Origin of the sequence: Lelliottia sp. CFBP8978 (assembly GCF_034046055.2) — a bacterium.
GTDB lineage: Bacteria > Pseudomonadota > Gammaproteobacteria > Enterobacterales > Enterobacteriaceae > Enterobacter.
Genome location: NZ_CM188253.1, coordinates 182656 through 200823 on the forward strand (window position 1 = coordinate 182656; position 18168 = coordinate 200823).

The 18168-nt window shown below is 51.8% G+C and carries 14 protein-coding genes and 4 tRNA genes; 15 read left to right on the forward strand and 3 right to left on the reverse strand.

Translation table 11 applies throughout. The features are described 5' to 3' along the window. The first annotated feature begins 6 nt into the window (after positions 1–6). Positions 7–990: a dipeptide ABC transporter ATP-binding protein gene (gene dppD / locus SOM82_RS00825; RefSeq protein ID WP_154128628.1), complete on the forward strand. Its 984-nt coding sequence runs from the start codon at positions 7–9 to the stop codon at positions 988–990. Further along, complete coding sequence (dppF, locus tag SOM82_RS00830) at positions 987–1997, forward strand: dipeptide ABC transporter ATP-binding subunit DppF (protein ID WP_154128629.1); 1011 nt, start codon at positions 987–989, stop codon at positions 1995–1997. The genes dppD and dppF overlap by 4 nt, the downstream gene beginning before the upstream one ends. Before the next feature lie 55 nt (positions 1998–2052). Here the strand turns inward: dppF and coaA are convergent, their stop codons facing one another. Continuing rightward, complete coding sequence (coaA, locus tag SOM82_RS00835) at positions 2053–3003, reverse strand: type I pantothenate kinase (protein WP_154128630.1); 951 nt, start codon at positions 3001–3003, stop codon at positions 2053–2055. A gap of 335 nt (positions 3004–3338) precedes the next feature. Between coaA and SOM82_RS00840 the strand changes: the two genes are divergently transcribed. From SOM82_RS00840 to rpoC, 13 genes are all read left to right on the forward strand, one after another. Continuing rightward, positions 3339–3414: transfer RNA gene (locus SOM82_RS00840), tRNA-Thr, on the forward strand. Positions 3415–3422: 8 nt separating this feature from the next. Then, positions 3423–3507, forward strand: a tRNA-Tyr gene (locus tag SOM82_RS00845). Between the two features lie 116 nt (positions 3508–3623). Then, positions 3624–3698: transfer RNA gene (locus tag SOM82_RS00850), tRNA-Gly, on the forward strand. Between the two features lie 6 nt (positions 3699–3704). Further along, a tRNA-Thr gene (locus SOM82_RS00855) sits at positions 3705–3780 on the forward strand. 118 nt (positions 3781–3898) lie between these two features. After that, a complete protein-coding gene (gene tuf, locus SOM82_RS00860; RefSeq protein WP_324723110.1) occupies positions 3899–5083 on the forward strand; it encodes an elongation factor Tu in 1185 nt (394 codons plus the stop codon). Positions 5084–5312: 229 nt separating this feature from the next. Further along, positions 5313–5696: a preprotein translocase subunit SecE gene (secE, locus tag SOM82_RS00865; RefSeq protein WP_003862342.1), complete on the forward strand. Its 384-nt coding sequence runs from the start codon at positions 5313–5315 to the stop codon at positions 5694–5696. 1 nt (position 5697) lies between these two features. Next, on the forward strand, positions 5698–6243 hold the full coding sequence (nusG, locus tag SOM82_RS00870) for a transcription termination/antitermination protein NusG (protein ID WP_002438628.1): 546 nt from the start codon (positions 5698–5700) through the stop codon (positions 6241–6243). A 155-nt stretch (positions 6244–6398) separates the two neighbouring features. Further along, entirely contained in the window at positions 6399–6827 is a 429-nt protein-coding gene (gene rplK / locus SOM82_RS00875; RefSeq protein WP_004097640.1) for a 50S ribosomal protein L11, read from the forward strand. 3 nt (positions 6828–6830) lie between these two features. Beyond that, entirely contained in the window at positions 6831–7535 is a 705-nt protein-coding gene (gene rplA / locus SOM82_RS00880; protein ID WP_100778109.1) for a 50S ribosomal protein L1, read from the forward strand. Positions 7536–7826: 291 nt separating this feature from the next. Beyond that, a complete protein-coding gene (rplJ, locus tag SOM82_RS00885; RefSeq protein ID WP_002438625.1) occupies positions 7827–8324 on the forward strand; it encodes a 50S ribosomal protein L10 in 498 nt (165 codons plus the stop codon). A gap of 66 nt (positions 8325–8390) precedes the next feature. Continuing rightward, positions 8391–8756 (forward strand): 50S ribosomal protein L7/L12, encoded by a 366-nt coding sequence (gene rplL, locus SOM82_RS00890; RefSeq protein WP_095280280.1) that lies wholly within the window; start codon positions 8391–8393, stop codon positions 8754–8756. 320 nt (positions 8757–9076) lie between these two features. After that, entirely contained in the window at positions 9077–13105 is a 4029-nt protein-coding gene (rpoB, locus tag SOM82_RS00895; RefSeq protein ID WP_154129117.1) for a DNA-directed RNA polymerase subunit beta, read from the forward strand. A gap of 77 nt (positions 13106–13182) precedes the next feature. Then, complete coding sequence (rpoC, locus tag SOM82_RS00900; protein ID WP_320461703.1) at positions 13183–17406, forward strand: DNA-directed RNA polymerase subunit beta'; 4224 nt, start codon at positions 13183–13185, stop codon at positions 17404–17406. 71 nt (positions 17407–17477) lie between these two features. On the opposite strand, the gene SOM82_RS00905 is transcribed toward rpoC, so the two are convergent. Then, positions 17478–17795, reverse strand: coding sequence for a PTS lactose/cellobiose transporter subunit IIA (locus SOM82_RS00905; RefSeq protein WP_154129116.1), 318 nt, complete (start codon positions 17793–17795; stop codon positions 17478–17480). A 3-nt stretch (positions 17796–17798) separates the two neighbouring features. Next, positions 17799–18104 (reverse strand): PTS sugar transporter subunit IIB, encoded by a 306-nt coding sequence (locus SOM82_RS00910; RefSeq protein ID WP_154129115.1) that lies wholly within the window; start codon positions 18102–18104, stop codon positions 17799–17801. Positions 18105–18168: the final 64 nt, after the last annotated feature.

The window sequence follows — 18168 nt, forward strand, 5'->3', positions numbered from 1 at the left end:
CACGAGATGGCGTTATTAAATGTAGATAAATTATCGGTGCACTTCGGTGACGTGGGCTCCGAGTTTCGTGCCGTAGATCGTATCAGCTACAGTGTGAATCAGGGTGAAGTGGTGGGTATTGTGGGTGAGTCTGGTTCCGGTAAATCGGTCAGCTCGCTCGCCATCATGGGATTGATTGACTATCCAGGACGCGTTATGGCGGAAAGCCTGGAGTTCAACGGTCAGGATCTGAAGCGAATTTCCGAGAAGCAGCGCCGCCAGCTGGTAGGTGCTGAAGTGGCGATGATCTTCCAGGACCCGATGACCAGCCTGAACCCATGCTATACCGTGGGCTTCCAGATTATGGAAGCGATCAAGGTGCATCAGGGTGGGAACAAGAAAACCCGCCGCCAGCGCGCGATAGACCTGTTAACTCAGGTGGGGATCCCCGATCCGGCATCGCGTCTTGATGTCTATCCGCATCAGCTTTCTGGCGGGATGAGTCAGCGCGTGATGATCGCGATGGCGATTGCTTGCCGGCCAAAACTGCTGATCGCCGATGAGCCGACGACCGCACTGGACGTGACGATTCAGGCGCAGATTATTGAGCTTCTGCTGGAGTTGCAGCAGAAAGAGAATATGGCGCTGGTATTGATTACGCACGACCTGGCCCTGGTGGCCGAGGCCGCGCACAAAATTATTGTGATGTATGCCGGTCAGGTAGTGGAAGCTGCAAGCGCGAGCGATATTTTCCGCGCGCCGCGTCACCCCTATACTCAGGCGCTGCTGCGTGCGCTGCCGGAGTTTGCTCAGGATAAAGCGCGTCTGGCTTCCCTTCCTGGCGTCGTACCGGGTAAATATGACCGTCCGACCGGTTGCCTGCTGAATCCGCGCTGTCCGTATGCGACGGATAAATGCCGTGCTGAAGAACCGGAACTGAATACCCTCGCTGGGGGGCGTCAGTCTAAATGTCACTACCCACTCGATGATGCCGGGAGGCCAACCCTATGAGTACCGAAAAGGCCACCACGCAACCGCTGTTGCAGGCCATCGATCTGAAAAAACATTATCCGGTGAAGAAGGGGCTTTTTGCGCCTGAACGCCTGGTCAAAGCGCTGGACGGGGTCTCATTCACCCTTGAACGCGGCAAAACGCTGGCCGTTGTTGGTGAATCAGGGTGCGGTAAATCCACGCTGGGTCGTCTGCTGACCATGATTGAAACGCCAACGGGCGGTGAGCTGTACTATCAGGGCCAGGATCTGCTCAAGCACGATCCGCAGGCGCAGAAGCTGCGTCGACAGAAAATCCAGATTGTGTTCCAGAACCCGTACGGTTCTCTGAACCCGCGTAAAAAAGTGGGACAGATTCTGGAAGAGCCGCTGCAAATTAACAGCGATCTCAACAAAGAGCAGCGCCGCGAGAAAGCACTGGCGATGATGGCGAAAGTAGGCCTGAAAACCGAGCACTACGATCGCTATCCGCACATGTTCTCCGGCGGCCAACGTCAGCGTATCGCTATCGCGCGCGGATTGATGCTGGATCCCGATGTGGTGATTGCCGATGAACCCGTCTCTGCGCTCGACGTTTCTGTGCGTGCGCAGGTGCTGAACCTGATGATGGATTTGCAGCAGGACCTGGGGCTGTCGTATGTGTTTATCTCCCACGATCTCTCCGTGGTAGAGCACATTGCCGATGAAGTGATGGTGATGTATTTGGGACGCTGCGTGGAGAAGGGGACGAAAGACCAGATCTTTAATAATCCTCGCCATCCGTATACGCAGGCTCTGCTGTCGGCTACACCGCGCCTTAATCCGGATGACCGCCGTGAGCGCATTAAGCTGACCGGAGAGTTGCCAAGCCCGCTGAATCCGCCTCCAGGCTGTGCCTTTAACGCCCGTTGCCGTCGTCGCTTTGGCCCATGCACGCAGTTGCAACCGCAGTTGAAAGATTACGGCGGACAGCTGGTGGCCTGCTTTGCCGTCGATCAGGATGAAAATGGTGAAAAACCGCATGCGTAATGCATAAACAAAAAAACCGGCGATGAGCGCCGGTTTTTTTATGTCTGCTTATCCGCTATTTTCGCAAGCGGATTTGGTCTACCGCGTGGTTTTCGCTTTTCGTGAGGATCAGGCTGGCGCGTTCGCGCGTCGGCAGAATGTTCTCTTTCAGGTTCACGTAGTTGATCTCACTCCACAATGATGTGGCAACGTTCACGGCTTCTGCTTCAGAAAGCTGAGCGTAGTTATGGAAGTAAGAGTCCGGGTCGGTGAATGCACCTTCGCGGAACTTGAGGAAACGATTGATGTACCAGCTTTGCAGCAGGTCTTCCGGTGCATCAACATAGATAGAGAAGTCGACGAAGTCAGAAACAAACACATGATGCGGGTCATGCGGATAGTCCATGCCACTTTGCAGGACATTCAACCCTTCAAGGATCAGGATATCCGGCTGAGCAACCGTTTTGTCGCCATCGGGAATACGATCATAAATGAGATGAGAATAGACCGGTGCAGTCACATTCGGTGCGCCTGACTTAAGGTCGGACACGAACTTCACCAGACGGTGCATATCATAAGAGAGCGGAAAGCCTTTCTTTTTCATCAGACCGCGTTCTTTTAACACCTCGTTCGGATGTAAGAAGCCATCTGTTGTAATCAGCTCAACGCTGCGATGTTCCGGCCAGCGGCTTAATAACGCCTGTAACACGCGGGCGGTGGTGCTTTTACCTACCGCGACGCTACCAGCGATGCTGATGATATAAGGAATGCGCTGCCCGTTGGTCCCGAGGAACTGCTCAAGTACGGCCTGGCGCCGCAGGTTGGAGCTTATATAGAAGTTAAGCAAGCGGGATAGCGGCAGATAAATCTCTGCAACCTCCTCCAGCGACAGATCTTCGTTTATCCCCTTTAACCGTGCTATTTCGCCTTCCGTCAGCGTCATGGGGACGGAATCTCGCAGGGCGGCCCACTGGCTGCGGTTAAATTGTAGATAGGGTGTCATTAACGATTGCTCTTTTTTGCTCATAAGCATGCTTCAGTGAACCATTTACCGGTGCGGTCACGATCTTTTGCAGGCAATGGTCCATCACTTAGTAGTTAATTTTGGACAATGGGCAGGAGGTTAACACCAGATGACAGGAATAATAAGAAAAAATATAGACAAGTGATGATGAACGCGGAGGCCATCACGCTACGCTATTGGGAGGTTTATAAGGGGGGTAATGCTGAATATTTAATCTGTGATGGGTAAAATATCAGCGTTTTTCCCTGTTTGCGCACAAAATGTGAGCGAAAGAACATTTTATGCAATTTTTTAGTTGCATGACTGCTCATGTCTCCATAGAATGCGCGCTACTTGATGCCGACTTAGCTCAGTAGGTAGAGCAACTGACTTGTAATCAGTAGGTCACCAGTTCGATTCCGGTAGTCGGCACCATCAAGTCCGGTGGGGTTCCCGAGCGGCCAAAGGGAGCAGACTGTAAATCTGCCGTCACAGACTTCGAAGGTTCGAATCCTTCCCCCACCACCACTTTCTGGCAGCGTTATCGCCGCCTGAGCTGGCTAAAAAATTAATCAGCTCAAAACATAAAAAGAGAGCAATCTCTTTTTTGTTACAGAAAGAACTGGGTAGCCGAGTTTCAGGATGCGGGCATCGTATAATGGCTATTACCTCAGCCTTCCAAGCTGATGATGCGGGTTCGATTCCCGCTGCCCGCTCCAAGACGTGCTGATATGGCTCAGTTGGTAGAGCGCACCCTTGGTAAGGGTGAGGTCCCCAGTTCGACTCTGGGTATCAGCACCACTTCACTTCTCCCTCCCGTTTCTCTCTGTTTACCTTTAAAAGCATTCAACAGTTCAGGCATATTGCCTGGTTGATGTGGTGATATCACCGATTTATCCGTGTCTTAGAGGGACAATCGATGTCTAAAGAAAAGTTTGAACGTACAAAACCGCACGTTAACGTCGGTACTATCGGCCACGTTGACCATGGTAAAACAACGCTGACCGCTGCAATCACTACCGTTCTGGCTAAAACCTACGGTGGTTCTGCTCGTGCATTCGACCAGATCGATAACGCACCAGAAGAAAAAGCTCGTGGTATCACCATCAACACTTCTCACGTTGAATATGACACCCCGACTCGCCACTACGCACACGTAGACTGCCCGGGCCACGCCGACTATGTTAAAAACATGATCACCGGTGCTGCTCAGATGGATGGCGCGATCCTGGTTGTTGCTGCGACTGACGGCCCTATGCCTCAGACTCGTGAGCACATCCTGCTGGGTCGTCAGGTTGGCGTTCCTTTCATCATCGTGTTCCTGAACAAATGTGACATGGTTGATGACGAAGAGCTGCTGGAACTGGTTGAAATGGAAGTTCGTGAACTTCTGTCCCAGTACGACTTCCCGGGTGATGATACCCCAATCATCCGTGGTTCTGCTCTGAAAGCGCTGGAAGGCGAAGCAGAGTGGGAAGCGAAAATCGTTGAGCTGGCTGGCTTCCTGGATTCTTACATCCCAGAACCAGAGCGTGCGATTGACAAGCCGTTCCTGCTGCCTATCGAAGACGTATTCTCCATCTCCGGCCGTGGTACTGTTGTAACCGGTCGTGTAGAGCGCGGTATCGTTAAAGTTGGCGAAGAAGTTGAAATCGTTGGTATCAAAGAGACTGCCAAGTCTACCTGTACTGGCGTTGAAATGTTCCGCAAACTGCTGGACGAAGGCCGTGCTGGTGAGAACGTTGGTGTTCTGCTGCGTGGTATCAAACGTGAAGAAATCGAACGTGGTCAGGTACTGGCTAAGCCAGGCTCAATCAAGCCGCACACCAAGTTCGAATCTGAAGTTTACATCCTGTCCAAAGATGAAGGCGGCCGTCATACTCCGTTCTTCAAAGGCTACCGTCCACAGTTCTACTTCCGTACAACTGACGTGACCGGTACCATCGAACTGCCAGAAGGCGTAGAGATGGTAATGCCAGGCGACAACATCAAAATGGTTGTTACCCTGATCCACCCAATCGCGATGGATGACGGTCTGCGTTTCGCAATCCGTGAAGGCGGCCGTACTGTTGGTGCGGGCGTTGTTGCTAAAGTTCTCAGCTAATCGCTGATAACATTTGACGCAATGCGCAATAAAAGGGCATCATTTGATGCCCTTTTTGCACGCTTTCGAACCAGAACCTGGCTCATCAGTGATTTTTTTTGTCATAATCATTGCTGAGACAGGCTCTGTAGAGGGCGTTTAGTCCGAAAAGCGATTGGTTTTTTCGGGTTGGATCGCCTCGCTCTTGCGGGGTGAAAATGTTTGTAGAATTCTTCTTACAGGTTGGTTTATGAGTGCGAATACCGAAGCTCAAGGGAGCGGTCGCGGCCTGGAAGCGATGAAGTGGGTAGTTGTGGCTGTGCTGCTGATTGTGGCTATTGTTGGCAACTATCTCTATCGTGACATGATGCTGCCGTTGCGTGCGCTGGCCGTAGTAATTCTTATTGCTGCAGCGGGTGGTGTCGCGCTGTTGACGACAAAAGGTAAAGCGACAGTTGCTTTTGCCCGCGAAGCGCGAACCGAAGTTCGCAAGGTCATTTGGCCGACTCGCCAGGAAACATTGCACACCACGCTGATTGTGGCAGCGGTGACTGCGGTAATGTCACTGATCCTGTGGGGACTGGATGGTATTCTGGTTCGCCTGGTCTCCTTTATCACTGGCCTGAGGTTCTAAGATGTCTGAAGCCCCTAAAAAGCGCTGGTACGTCGTTCAGGCGTTCTCCGGTTTTGAAGGCCGCGTAGCCACTTCGCTGCGTGAGCATATCAAATTACACAATATGGAAGAGTTGTTTGGTGAAGTCATGGTTCCGACCGAAGAAGTGGTCGAGATCCGTGGTGGCCAGCGTCGCAAAAGCGAGCGCAAATTCTTCCCGGGTTACGTGCTTGTTCAGATGGTGATGAACGATGCAAGCTGGCACCTGGTGCGCAGCGTCCCGCGCGTAATGGGCTTTATCGGCGGCACGTCCGATCGTCCGGCGCCAATCAGCGACAAAGAAGTTGATGCGATTATGAACCGCCTGCAGCAGGTTGGTGATAAGCCGCGTCCTAAAACGCTGTTTGAACCGGGTGAAATGGTTCGTGTTAGCGACGGTCCGTTTGCTGACTTTAATGGTGTGGTTGAAGAAGTGGACTACGAGAAGTCCCGCCTGAAAGTTTCTGTTTCTATCTTTGGTCGTGCGACCCCGGTAGAACTGGACTTTGCTCAGGTAGAAAAAGCCTAACCAGCAGATCAAAAAAGCGGCGATTTAATCGTTGCACGGGGCGCGAGATTGGAATACAATTTCGCGCCTTTTGTTTTTATGGGTTCAGCCCGTAAAACGATATTTATCACGGGGAGCCTCCTTGAGGCGCTATAACCCATTTAGAGGATTTTAGAATGGCTAAGAAAGTACAAGCCTATGTCAAGCTGCAGGTTGCAGCTGGTATGGCTAACCCAAGTCCACCAGTTGGTCCAGCTCTGGGTCAGCAGGGTGTTAACATCATGGAATTCTGTAAAGCGTTTAACGCAAAAACTGAATCCCTTGAAAAAGGTTTGCCAATTCCGGTTGTTATCACCGTATACGCTGACCGTTCTTTCACTTTCGTTACCAAGACCCCGCCGGCAGCAGTTCTGCTGAAAAAAGCGGCTGGTATCAAGTCTGGTTCCGGTAAGCCGAACAAAGATAAAGTAGGTAAAATTTCCCGCGCTCAGCTGCAGGAAATCGCGCAGACCAAAGCTGCCGACATGACTGGTTCCGACATTGAAGCGATGACTCGCTCCATTGAAGGTACTGCACGTTCCATGGGCCTGGTAGTGGAGGACTAAGAAATGGCTAAACTGACCAAGCGCATGTCCGTGATCCGTGACAAAGTTGATGCGACCAAACAATACGACATCACCGAAGCTATCGCTCTGCTGAAAGAACTGGCTACTGCTAAGTTCGTTGAAAGCGTTGACGTTGCTGTAAATCTCGGTATCGACGCTCGTAAATCTGATCAGAACGTTCGTGGCGCAACTGTACTGCCACACGGTACTGGCCGTTCCGTACGCGTAGCTGTATTTGCTCAGGGTGCAAACGCTGAAGCTGCTAAAGCTGCTGGCGCTGAACTGGTAGGTATGGAAGATCTGGCTGATCAGATCAAAAAAGGCGAAATGAACTTTGACGTTGTTATTGCATCTCCAGATGCAATGCGCGTTGTTGGCCAGCTGGGCCAGGTTCTGGGTCCACGCGGCCTGATGCCAAACCCTAAAGTTGGTACTGTAACTCCTAACGTTGCTGAAGCGGTTAAGAACGCTAAAGCGGGTCAGGTTCGTTATCGTAACGACAAAAACGGCATCATCCACACTACCATCGGTAAAGTGGACTTCGACGCTGACAAATTGAAAGAAAACCTGGAATCTCTGCTGGTTGCGCTGAAAAAAGCAAAACCAACTCAGGCGAAAGGCGTGTACATCAAGAAAATTAGCATCTCCACCACTATGGGTGCAGGTGTTGCAGTTGACCAGGCTGGCCTGAGCGCTGCTGCAAACTAATACCTTTACGTGGGCGGTGGATTTGTCTACAATCTTACCCCCACGTTTGCTAATGAAAGTTAGCAGGTAAAAAGATTTGTTCGTTGGAGCCTGGCCTAATCCAGGCCTCCGTCGAAGACCGCAGGTGTCTCGAAAGAGGCTTAATGCCCTGCGTAGACGGTGACAGAACGCTAAGATTATTTCTGATACTCTGGCTTGTTTCTGCTCACCGTATTAAGACGCTCTTCCCGTTGGGAAGAGTGAAGTGAGTTCCGGAACATGAGTTCCGGCAAACATCCAGGAGCAAAGCTAATGGCTTTAAATCTTCAAGACAAACAAGCGATTGTTGCTGAAGTCAGCGAAGTAGCCAAAGGCGCGCTGTCTGCAGTAGTTGCGGATTCCCGCGGCGTAACTGTAGACAAAATGACTGAACTGCGTAAAGCAGGTCGCGAAGCCGGCGTATACATGCGTGTTGTTCGTAACACCCTGCTGCGCCGTGTTGTTGAAGGTACTCAGTTTGAGTGCCTGAAAGACGCGTTCGTTGGTCCGACCCTGATTGCATACTCTATGGAACACCCGGGCGCAGCTGCTCGTCTGTTCAAAGAGTTCGCGAAAGCGAATGCAAAATTTGAGGTCAAAGCCGCAGCCTTTGAAGGTGAGTTGATCCCGGCATCGCAAATCGATCGCCTGGCAACCCTGCCAACCTACGAAGAAGCAATTGCACGCCTGATGGCAACCATGAAAGAAGCTTCGGCTGGCAAACTGGTTCGCACTCTGGCTGCTGTTCGCGATGCAAAAGAAGCTGCTTAATAGCCGTTTTCTTTATCAAGCATTCGCTTACGTATAAACTTATTCTGATTTTCAGGAACAATTTAAATGTCTATCACTAAAGATCAAATCATTGAAGCAGTTGCAGCTATGTCCGTAATGGACGTTGTAGAACTGATTTCTGCAATGGAAGAAAAATTCGGTGTTTCTGCTGCTGCTGCTGTAGCTGTAGCTGCGGGCCCGGCTGAAGCTGCTGAAGAAAAAACTGAATTCGACGTAATTCTGAAAGCTGCTGGCGCTAACAAAGTTGCTGTAATCAAAGCAGTACGTAGCGCAACTGGCCTGGGTCTGAAAGAAGCTAAAGACCTGGTAGAATCTGCTCCAGCCGCTCTGAAAGAAGGCGTGAGCAAAGATGACGCAGAAGCACTGAAAAAATCTCTGGAAGAAGCTGGCGCTGAAGTTGAAGTTAAATAAGCCAACCTTTCCGGTTGCAGCCTGAGAAATTAGGCTGATGGCTGGTGACTTTTTAGTCACCAGCCTTTTTGCGCTGTAAGGCGCCAGTAGCATTTCACACTGTTTGACTGCTGGTTGTCCTGACAATGCTTGTTTCTATCGACGTCTTAATATACTGCGACAGGGTGCTCGCTCTGTGTAAATCGCAACGAAATGGTTTAAGCGTGATAGCAACAGGTATTGCGGAAAGTATTCAATTTTCCGATCAACAAAATGGTGTTGCACAAACTGTCCCTTCGTCGGGCAGATGGGTCGACTTGTCAGCGAGCTGAGGAACCCTAATGGTTTACTCCTATACCGAGAAAAAACGTATTCGTAAGGATTTTGGTAAACGTCCACAAGTTCTGGATATACCTTATCTCCTTTCTATCCAGCTTGACTCGTTCCAGAAGTTTATCGAGCAAGATCCTGAAGGGCAGTATGGTCTGGAAGCAGCCTTCCGTTCCGTATTCCCAATTAAAAGCTATAGCGGTAATTCTGAGCTGCAATATGTCAGCTACCGTCTTGGCGAACCGGTATTTGACGTTCAGGAATGTCAGATCCGTGGTGTGACCTATTCCGCACCCCTGCGCGTAAAACTGCGTCTGGTGGTCTACGAGCGCGAAGCGCCGGAAGGCACCGTTAAAGACATTAAAGAACAAGAAGTCTACATGGGTGAAATTCCACTCATGACGGACAACGGTACTTTCGTAATCAACGGCACTGAGCGTGTTATCGTTTCCCAGCTGCATCGTAGCCCGGGCGTCTTCTTCGACAGCGATAAAGGTAAAACGCACTCATCCGGTAAAGTACTGTATAACGCGCGTATCATTCCTTACCGTGGTTCCTGGCTGGACTTCGAGTTCGATCCTAAAGACAACCTGTTTGTCCGTATCGACCGTCGTCGTAAACTGCCTGCAACCATCATTCTGCGTGCGCTGAGCTATACCACTGAGCAGATTCTTGATCTGTTCTTTGAGAAAGTGATCTTTGAAATCCGTGACAACAAGCTGCAAATGGAGCTGTTGCCGGAGCGTCTGCGTGGCGAAACTGCGTCGTTCGATATCGAATCCGACGGCAAAGTGTATGTGGAAAAAGGCCGCCGTATTACTGCGCGCCACATCCGTCAGCTGGAAAAAGATGATATCAAACACATCGAAGTCCCGGTTGAGTACATCGCAGGTAAAGTTGCAGCAAAAGATTACGTTGATGCATCAACTGGCGAGCTGATCTGCCCGGCTAACATGGAGCTGAGCCTGGATCTGCTGGCTAAACTTAGCCAGTCTGGCCACAAGCGCATCGAAACGCTGTTCACTAACGATCTGGACCACGGTCCGTACATCTCTGAGACTGTACGCGTCGACCCAACCAACGATCGTCTGAGCGCACTGGTAGAAATCTACCGCATGATGCGCCCTGGTGAGCCGCCAACGCGTGAAGCGGCTGAAAGCCTGTTTGAGAACCTGTTCTTCTCCGAAGACCGCTACGATCTGTCCGCGGTTGGTCGCATGAAGTTCAACCGTTCTCTGCTGCGTGATGCGATCGAAGGTTCCGGTATCCTGAGCAAAGAAGACATCATCGAAGTGATGAAAAAGCTCATTGATATCCGTAACGGCAAAGGCGAAGTGGATGATATCGACCACCTCGGCAACCGTCGTATCCGTTCCGTAGGCGAAATGGCGGAAAACCAATTCCGTGTTGGCCTGGTGCGTGTTGAGCGTGCGGTAAAAGAGCGTCTGTCTCTGGGCGATCTGGATACCCTGATGCCTCAGGATATGATCAACGCCAAGCCAATTTCTGCCGCAGTGAAAGAGTTCTTTGGTTCCAGCCAGCTGTCTCAGTTCATGGACCAGAACAACCCACTGTCTGAGATTACGCACAAACGTCGTATCTCTGCACTCGGCCCAGGCGGTCTGACCCGTGAACGTGCAGGCTTTGAAGTTCGAGACGTACACCCGACTCACTACGGTCGCGTATGTCCAATCGAAACGCCTGAAGGTCCAAACATCGGTCTGATCAACTCCCTGTCCGTGTACGCACAGACTAACGAATACGGTTTCCTTGAGACTCCGTATCGTAAAGTGACTGACGGTGTGGTAACCGACGAGATTCATTACCTGTCTGCTATTGAAGAAGGTAACTACGTCATCGCTCAGGCGAACACCAACCTGGACGAAGAAGGTCGTTTCGTTGACGATCTCGTTACCTGCCGTAGCAAAGGCGAATCCAGCCTGTTTAGCAATGATCAGGTGGATTACATGGACGTTTCCACGCAGCAGATCGTTTCTGTTGGTGCGTCCCTGATTCCATTCCTGGAACACGATGACGCCAACCGTGCATTGATGGGTGCGAACATGCAACGTCAGGCGGTTCCGACTCTGCGCGCTGATAAGCCGCTGGTTGGTACCGGTATGGAACGTGCTGTTGCCGTTGACTCCGGTGTAACTGCAGTTGCTAAACGTGGCGGTACTGTTCAGTACGTTGATGCATCCCGTATCGTTATTAAAGTTAACGAAGACGAGATGTATCCGGGCGAAGCGGGTATCGACATTTATAACCTGACCAAATACACCCGTTCTAACCAGAACACCTGCATCAACCAGATGCCTTGTGTGTCCCTGGGTGAGCCGGTTGAGCGCGGCGACGTGCTGGCAGATGGTCCGTCCACCGACCTCGGTGAACTGGCGCTCGGTCAGAACATGCGCGTAGCGTTCATGCCGTGGAACGGCTACAACTTCGAAGACTCCATCCTTGTCTCCGAACGCGTGGTTCAGGAAGATCGTTTCACCACGATTCACATTCAGGAACTGGCATGTGTGTCCCGTGACACCAAGCTGGGGCCAGAAGAGATCACTGCCGACATCCCGAACGTGGGTGAAGCTGCGCTCTCCAAACTGGATGAATCCGGTATCGTTTACATCGGTGCAGAAGTGACCGGCGGCGACATTCTGGTTGGTAAGGTAACGCCAAAAGGTGAAACCCAGCTGACGCCAGAAGAGAAACTGCTGCGTGCAATCTTCGGTGAGAAAGCGTCTGACGTTAAAGACTCTTCTCTGCGTGTACCAAACGGTGTTTCCGGTACAGTTATCGACGTTCAGGTCTTTACTCGCGATGGCGTAGAAAAAGACAAACGTGCGCTGGAAATCGAAGAGATGCAGCTGAAGCAGGCGAAGAAAGACCTGTCTGAAGAATTGCAAATCCTCGAAGCTGGCCTGTTTAGCCGTATCTACGCAGCGCTGGTCTCCGGTGGCATTGAAGCTGAGAAGCTCGACAAACTGCCGCGCGACCGCTGGCTGGAACTGGGCCTGGCCGACGAAGAGAAACAAAGTCAGCTGGAACAGCTGGCTGAGCAGTATGACGAACTGAAACACGAGTTCGAGAAAAAACTCGAAGCGAAACGCCGCAAAATCACTCAGGGCGACGATCTGGCACCAGGCGTGCTGAAGATTGTTAAGGTTTATCTGGCAGTTAAACGTCAGATTCAGCCTGGTGATAAAATGGCAGGTCGTCACGGTAACAAAGGTGTTATCTCCAAGATCAACCCGATCGAAGATATGCCTCACGATGCTAACGGTACGCCGGTAGATATCGTGCTGAACCCACTGGGTGTACCGTCTCGTATGAACATTGGTCAGATCCTCGAAACTCACCTGGGTATGGCTGCGAAAGGTATCGGCGAGAAAATCAACGCCATGCTGAAGCAGCAGGAAGAAGTCGCGAAACTGCGCGAATTCATCCAGCGTGCGTACGATCTGGGCACTGATGTTCGTCAGAAAGTTGACCTGAACACCTTCAGCGATGACGAAGTACTGCGTCTGGCTGAGAACCTGAAAAAAGGCATGCCGATCGCAACACCGGTCTTCGATGGTGCGAAAGAGTCTGAAATCAAGGAACTGTTACAGCTGGGTGGCCTGCCGACTTCCGGTCAGATCACACTGTTCGACGGTCGTACCGGTGAGCAATTCGAGCGCCAGGTTACCGTTGGCTACATGTACATGCTGAAACTGAACCACCTGGTTGATGACAAGATGCATGCGCGTTCTACCGGTTCTTACAGCCTGGTTACTCAGCAGCCGCTGGGTGGTAAGGCGCAGTTCGGTGGTCAGCGCTTCGGTGAGATGGAAGTGTGGGCGCTTGAAGCATACGGCGCAGCATACACCCTGCAGGAAATGCTTACCGTTAAGTCTGATGACGTGAACGGTCGTACTAAGATGTATAAAAACATCGTAGACGGCAATCATCAGATGGAACCAGGCATGCCGGAATCCTTCAACGTACTGTTGAAAGAGATCCGTTCGCTGGGTATCAACATCGAGCTGGAAGACGAGTAACTCTCGCTCAAACAGGTCACTGGTGCCGGATTAATAACCCGGCACCAGATTGTGCTAACTCCGACGGGAGCAAATCCGTGAAAGACTTATTAAAGTTTCTGAAAGCGCAAACTAAAACCGAAGAGTTTGATGCGATCAAAATTGCTCTGGCATCGCCAGACATGATCCGTTCATGGTCTTTCGGTGAAGTTAAGAAGCCGGAAACCATCAACTACCGTACGTTCAAACCTGAGCGTGACGGCCTTTTCTGTGCGCGTATTTTCGGGCCAGTAAAAGATTACGAGTGCCTGTGCGGTAAGTACAAGCGCCTGAAACACCGTGGTGTGATCTGTGAGAAGTGCGGCGTTGAAGTGACCCAGACCAAAGTGCGCCGTGAGCGCATGGGCCACATCGAGCTGGCGTCTCCAACTGCTCACATCTGGTTCCTGAAATCTCTGCCGTCCCGTATCGGTCTGCTGCTGGATATGCCGCTGCGCGATATCGAACGTGTTCTGTACTTCGAATCTTATGTGGTTATCGAAGGCGGGATGACGAATCTGGAACGTAACCAGATTCTGACCGAAGAACAGTATCTGGACGCGCTGGAAGAGTTCGGTGACGAATTCGACGCTAAGATGGGTGCGGAAGCTATTCAGGCCCTGCTGAAAAGCATGGATCTGGAGCAAGAGTGCGAACAGCTGCGTGAAGAGCTGAACGAAACCAACTCCGAAACCAAGCGTAAAAAGCTGACCAAGCGCATCAAGCTGCTGGAAGCGTTCGTTCAGTCTGGCAACAAACCAGAGTGGATGATCCTGACCGTTCTGCCGGTTCTGCCGCCAGATCTGCGTCCGCTGGTTCCGCTGGATGGTGGTCGTTTCGCGACTTCTGACCTGAACGATCTGTATCGTCGCGTGATCAACCGTAACAACCGTCTGAAACGACTGTTGGATCTGGCTGCGCCTGACATCATCGTACGTAACGAAAAACGTATGCTGCAGGAAGCGGTAGATGCCCTGCTGGATAACGGTCGTCGCGGTCGTGCGATCACCGGTTCTAACAAACGTCCTCTGAAATCTTTGGCCGATATGATCAAAGGTAAACAGGGTCGTTTCCGTCAGAACCTGCTCGGTAAGCGTGTTGACTACTCTGGTCGTTCTGTTATCACCGTAGGTCCATACCTGCGTCTGCATCAGTGCGGTCTGCCTAAGAAAATGGCACTTGAGCTGTTCAAACCGTTCATCTACGGCAAGCTGGAACTGCGTGGCCTGGCCACCACCATCAAAGCCGCTAAGAAAATGGTTGAGCGCGAAGAAGCTGTCGTTTGGGATATCCTGGACGAAGTTATCCGCGAACACCCGGTACTGCTGAACCGTGCACCAACTCTGCACCGTTTGGGTATCCAGGCGTTTGAACCGGTTCTGATCGAAGGTAAAGCAATTCAGCTGCACCCGCTGGTTTGTGCGGCATATAACGCCGACTTCGATGGTGACCAGATGGCTGTTCACGTACCGCTGACGCTGGAAGCCCAGCTCGAAGCGCGTGCGCTGATGATGTCTACCAACAACATCCTGTCACCTGCGAATGGCGAGCCAATCATCGTTCCTTCTCAGGACGTTGTACTGGGTCTGTACTACATGACCCGTGACTGTGTTAACGCCAAAGGCGAAGGCATGGTGCTGACTGGCCCTAAAGAAGCTGAGCGTATTTATCGCGCTGGCCTGGCCTCTCTGCATGCGCGCGTTAAAGTGCGTATCACCGAATATGAAAAAGACGCTAACGGCGAATTCGTTGCGAAAACCAGCATTATCGACACTACCGTAGGTCGTGCGATTCTGTGGATGATCGTACCGAAAGGTCTGCCTTTCTCCATCGTCAACCAGGCGCTGGGCAAGAAAGCAATCTCCAAAATGCTGAACACCTGTTACCGCATTTTGGGTCTGAAACCGACCGTTATCTTCGCTGACCAGACGATGTACACCGGCTTTGCTTATGCAGCGCGTTCAGGTGCATCCGTTGGTATTGATGACATGGTGATCCCACAGAAGAAATACGAGATCATCAGCGAAGCCGAAGCCGAAGTGGCCGAGATCCAGGAGCAGTTCCAGTCTGGTCTGGTTACCGCGGGCGAACGCTACAACAAAGTTATCGATATTTGGGCTGCGGCGAACGATCGCGTTTCTAAAGCGATGATGGATAACCTGCAAACTGAAACCGTCATTAACCGTGAAGGTAAAGAAGAGCAGCAGGTTTCCTTTAACAGCATCTACATGATGGCCGACTCCGGTGCGCGTGGTTCTGCAGCACAGATTCGTCAGCTGGCAGGTATGCGTGGTCTGATGGCGAAACCAGATGGTTCCATCATCGAAACGCCAATCACCGCGAACTTCCGTGAAGGTCTGAACGTACTCCAGTACTTCATCTCCACGCACGGTGCGCGTAAAGGTCTGGCGGATACCGCACTGAAAACAGCGAACTCCGGTTATCTGACGCGTCGTCTGGTTGACGTTGCACAGGATCTGGTTGTTACTGAAGACGATTGCGGCACGCTTGAAGGTATCACCATGACCCCGGTTATCGAGGGTGGTGATGTTAAAGAGCCACTGCGCGATCGCGTTCTGGGTCGTGTGACTGCTGAAGACGTACTGAAACCAGGTACCGCAGACATTCTGGTTCCACGCAACACTCTGCTGCACGAACAGTGGTGTGACCTGCTGGAAGCGAACTCTGTTGACTCTGTGAAAGTCCGTTCCGTCGTATCCTGTGACACCGACTTTGGTGTATGTGCGCACTGCTATGGTCGTGACCTGGCGCGTGGCCACATCATCAACAAAGGTGAGGCTATCGGCGTCATCGCAGCACAGTCCATCGGTGAGCCGGGTACACAGCTGACGATGCGTACGTTCCACATCGGTGGTGCGGCATCTCGTGCGGCTGCTGAATCCAGCATCCAGGTGAAAAACAAAGGTAGCATCAAGCTCAGCAACGCGAAGTCGGTTGTTAACTCTTCCGGGAAACTGGTTGTGACTTCTCGTAACACCGAGCTGAAGCTGATCGACGAATTCGGTCGTACCAAAGAAAGCTATAAAGTGCCTTACGGTGCTGTGATGGCGAAAGGTGATGGCGAGCAGGTTGCTGGCGGCGAGACCGTAGCAAACTGGGATCCACACACCATGCCGGTTATCACCGAAGTGGCGGGCTTCATTCGCTTCACCGATATGATCGATGGCCAGACGATTACTCGTCAGACCGACGAACTGACCGGTCTGTCTTCCCTGGTGGTTCTGGATTCTGCAGAACGTACCGCGGGTGGTAAAGATCTGCGTCCGGCACTGAAAATCGTTGATGCGAACGGCAACGACGTTCTGATCCCAGGCACCGATATGCCTGCTCAGTACTTCCTGCCAGGTAAAGCGATTGTTCAGCTGGAAGATGGCGTACAGATCAGCGGTGGTGACACCCTGGCACGTATTCCGCAGGAATCTGGCGGTACTAAGGACATCACCGGTGGTCTGCCACGCGTTGCTGACCTGTTCGAAGCACGTCGTCCGAAAGAGCCTGCCATTCTGGCGGAAATCAGCGGTATCATTTCCTTCGGTAAAGAGACCAAAGGGAAACGTCGTCTGGTTATCACTCCGTTAGACGGCAGCGAACCATACGAAGAGATGATTCCAAAATGGCGTCAGCTCAACGTGTTCGAAGGCGAACGTGTAGAACGTGGTGACGTGGTTTCCGATGGTCCAGAAGCGCCGCACGACATTCTGCGTCTTCGTGGTGTTCACGCGGTAACGCGTTATATCACCAACGAAGTACAGGACGTTTACCGTCTGCAAGGCGTTAAGATTAACGATAAACACATCGAAGTTATCGTTCGTCAGATGCTGCGTAAAGCAACCATCGATAGCGCTGGCAGCTCGGACTTCCTGGAAGGCGAGCAGGTGGAATACTCCCGCGTCAAGATTGCCAACCGCGATCTGGAAGCGAACGGCAAAGTGGCGGCGCTCTATTCCCGCGACCTGCTGGGTATCACCAAAGCGTCTCTGGCAACCGAGTCCTTCATCTCTGCAGCATCGTTCCAGGAGACCACGCGTGTCCTGACCGAAGCGGCTGTTGCGGGCAAACGTGATGAACTGCGCGGTCTGAAAGAGAACGTTATCGTGGGTCGTCTGATTCCGGCTGGTACCGGTTATGCTTACCACCAGGATCGTATGCGTCGTCGTGCTGCGGGCGAACTGCCAGTTGCACCACAGGTCACTGCGGAAGATGCTTCTGCAAGCCTGGCAGAACTGCTGAACGCAGGTCTGGGCGGCTCTGACAACGATTAATCGTGCTGTGAGCTAATAAAAAACCCGCTTCGGCGGGTTTTTTTATGTCTGATAATCAACGACGTGAAGCGTTACTTCAGTAATGGCACACGGCGATAAAGCTCGATCATGTCCCCCGCTAAATCCTGAATCACCATCGCGTTCATCAGATGATCCTGCGAATGGACCGTAATCAAGTTAACGGGAAGTTTGCCGGTGCCTTCATCCAGGCCAATAAGCTGAGTCTGGATAGTGTGCGCGTGCTTTACATATTCGCGCGACTCTTCCATCGCTTTTTCGGCTTCGTCAAATTCGCCTTTTCGTGCCAGTTGCAGAGCGGTTAACGCTGCGCTGCGGGCCGCGCCCGCGTTTACCAGCAACTCCATAATGGTTGTTTCTAAATCTTCCATGTGTTACTCCAGCAGTTTAAGTGCTTTTTCCAGCACGACATCGCCTTTCATCATGCCGTAATCCATCATGTCGATCACCGCGACCTGCTTGCCCAACGGTTCGGCCTGCGCCTGTAATTTTGCCAGCTCGTATTTGACCTGTGGCCCCAGTAATACGATGTCGGCTGTCGCAATGTTGTCTTTAAACTCAGCAACCGGAACGGCTTTGATGGTTACTTCGACGCCTTTTTTCGCCGCGGCGTCTTTCATCCGCTGAACCAGCATGCTGGTAGACATGCCCGCTGCACAGCATAAAACGATGTTCTTCATAGTCAGCCTCGATGTACATGTGTTTATTGATAATTATCCCGTGAGGGCGGCTACAACAACCGCT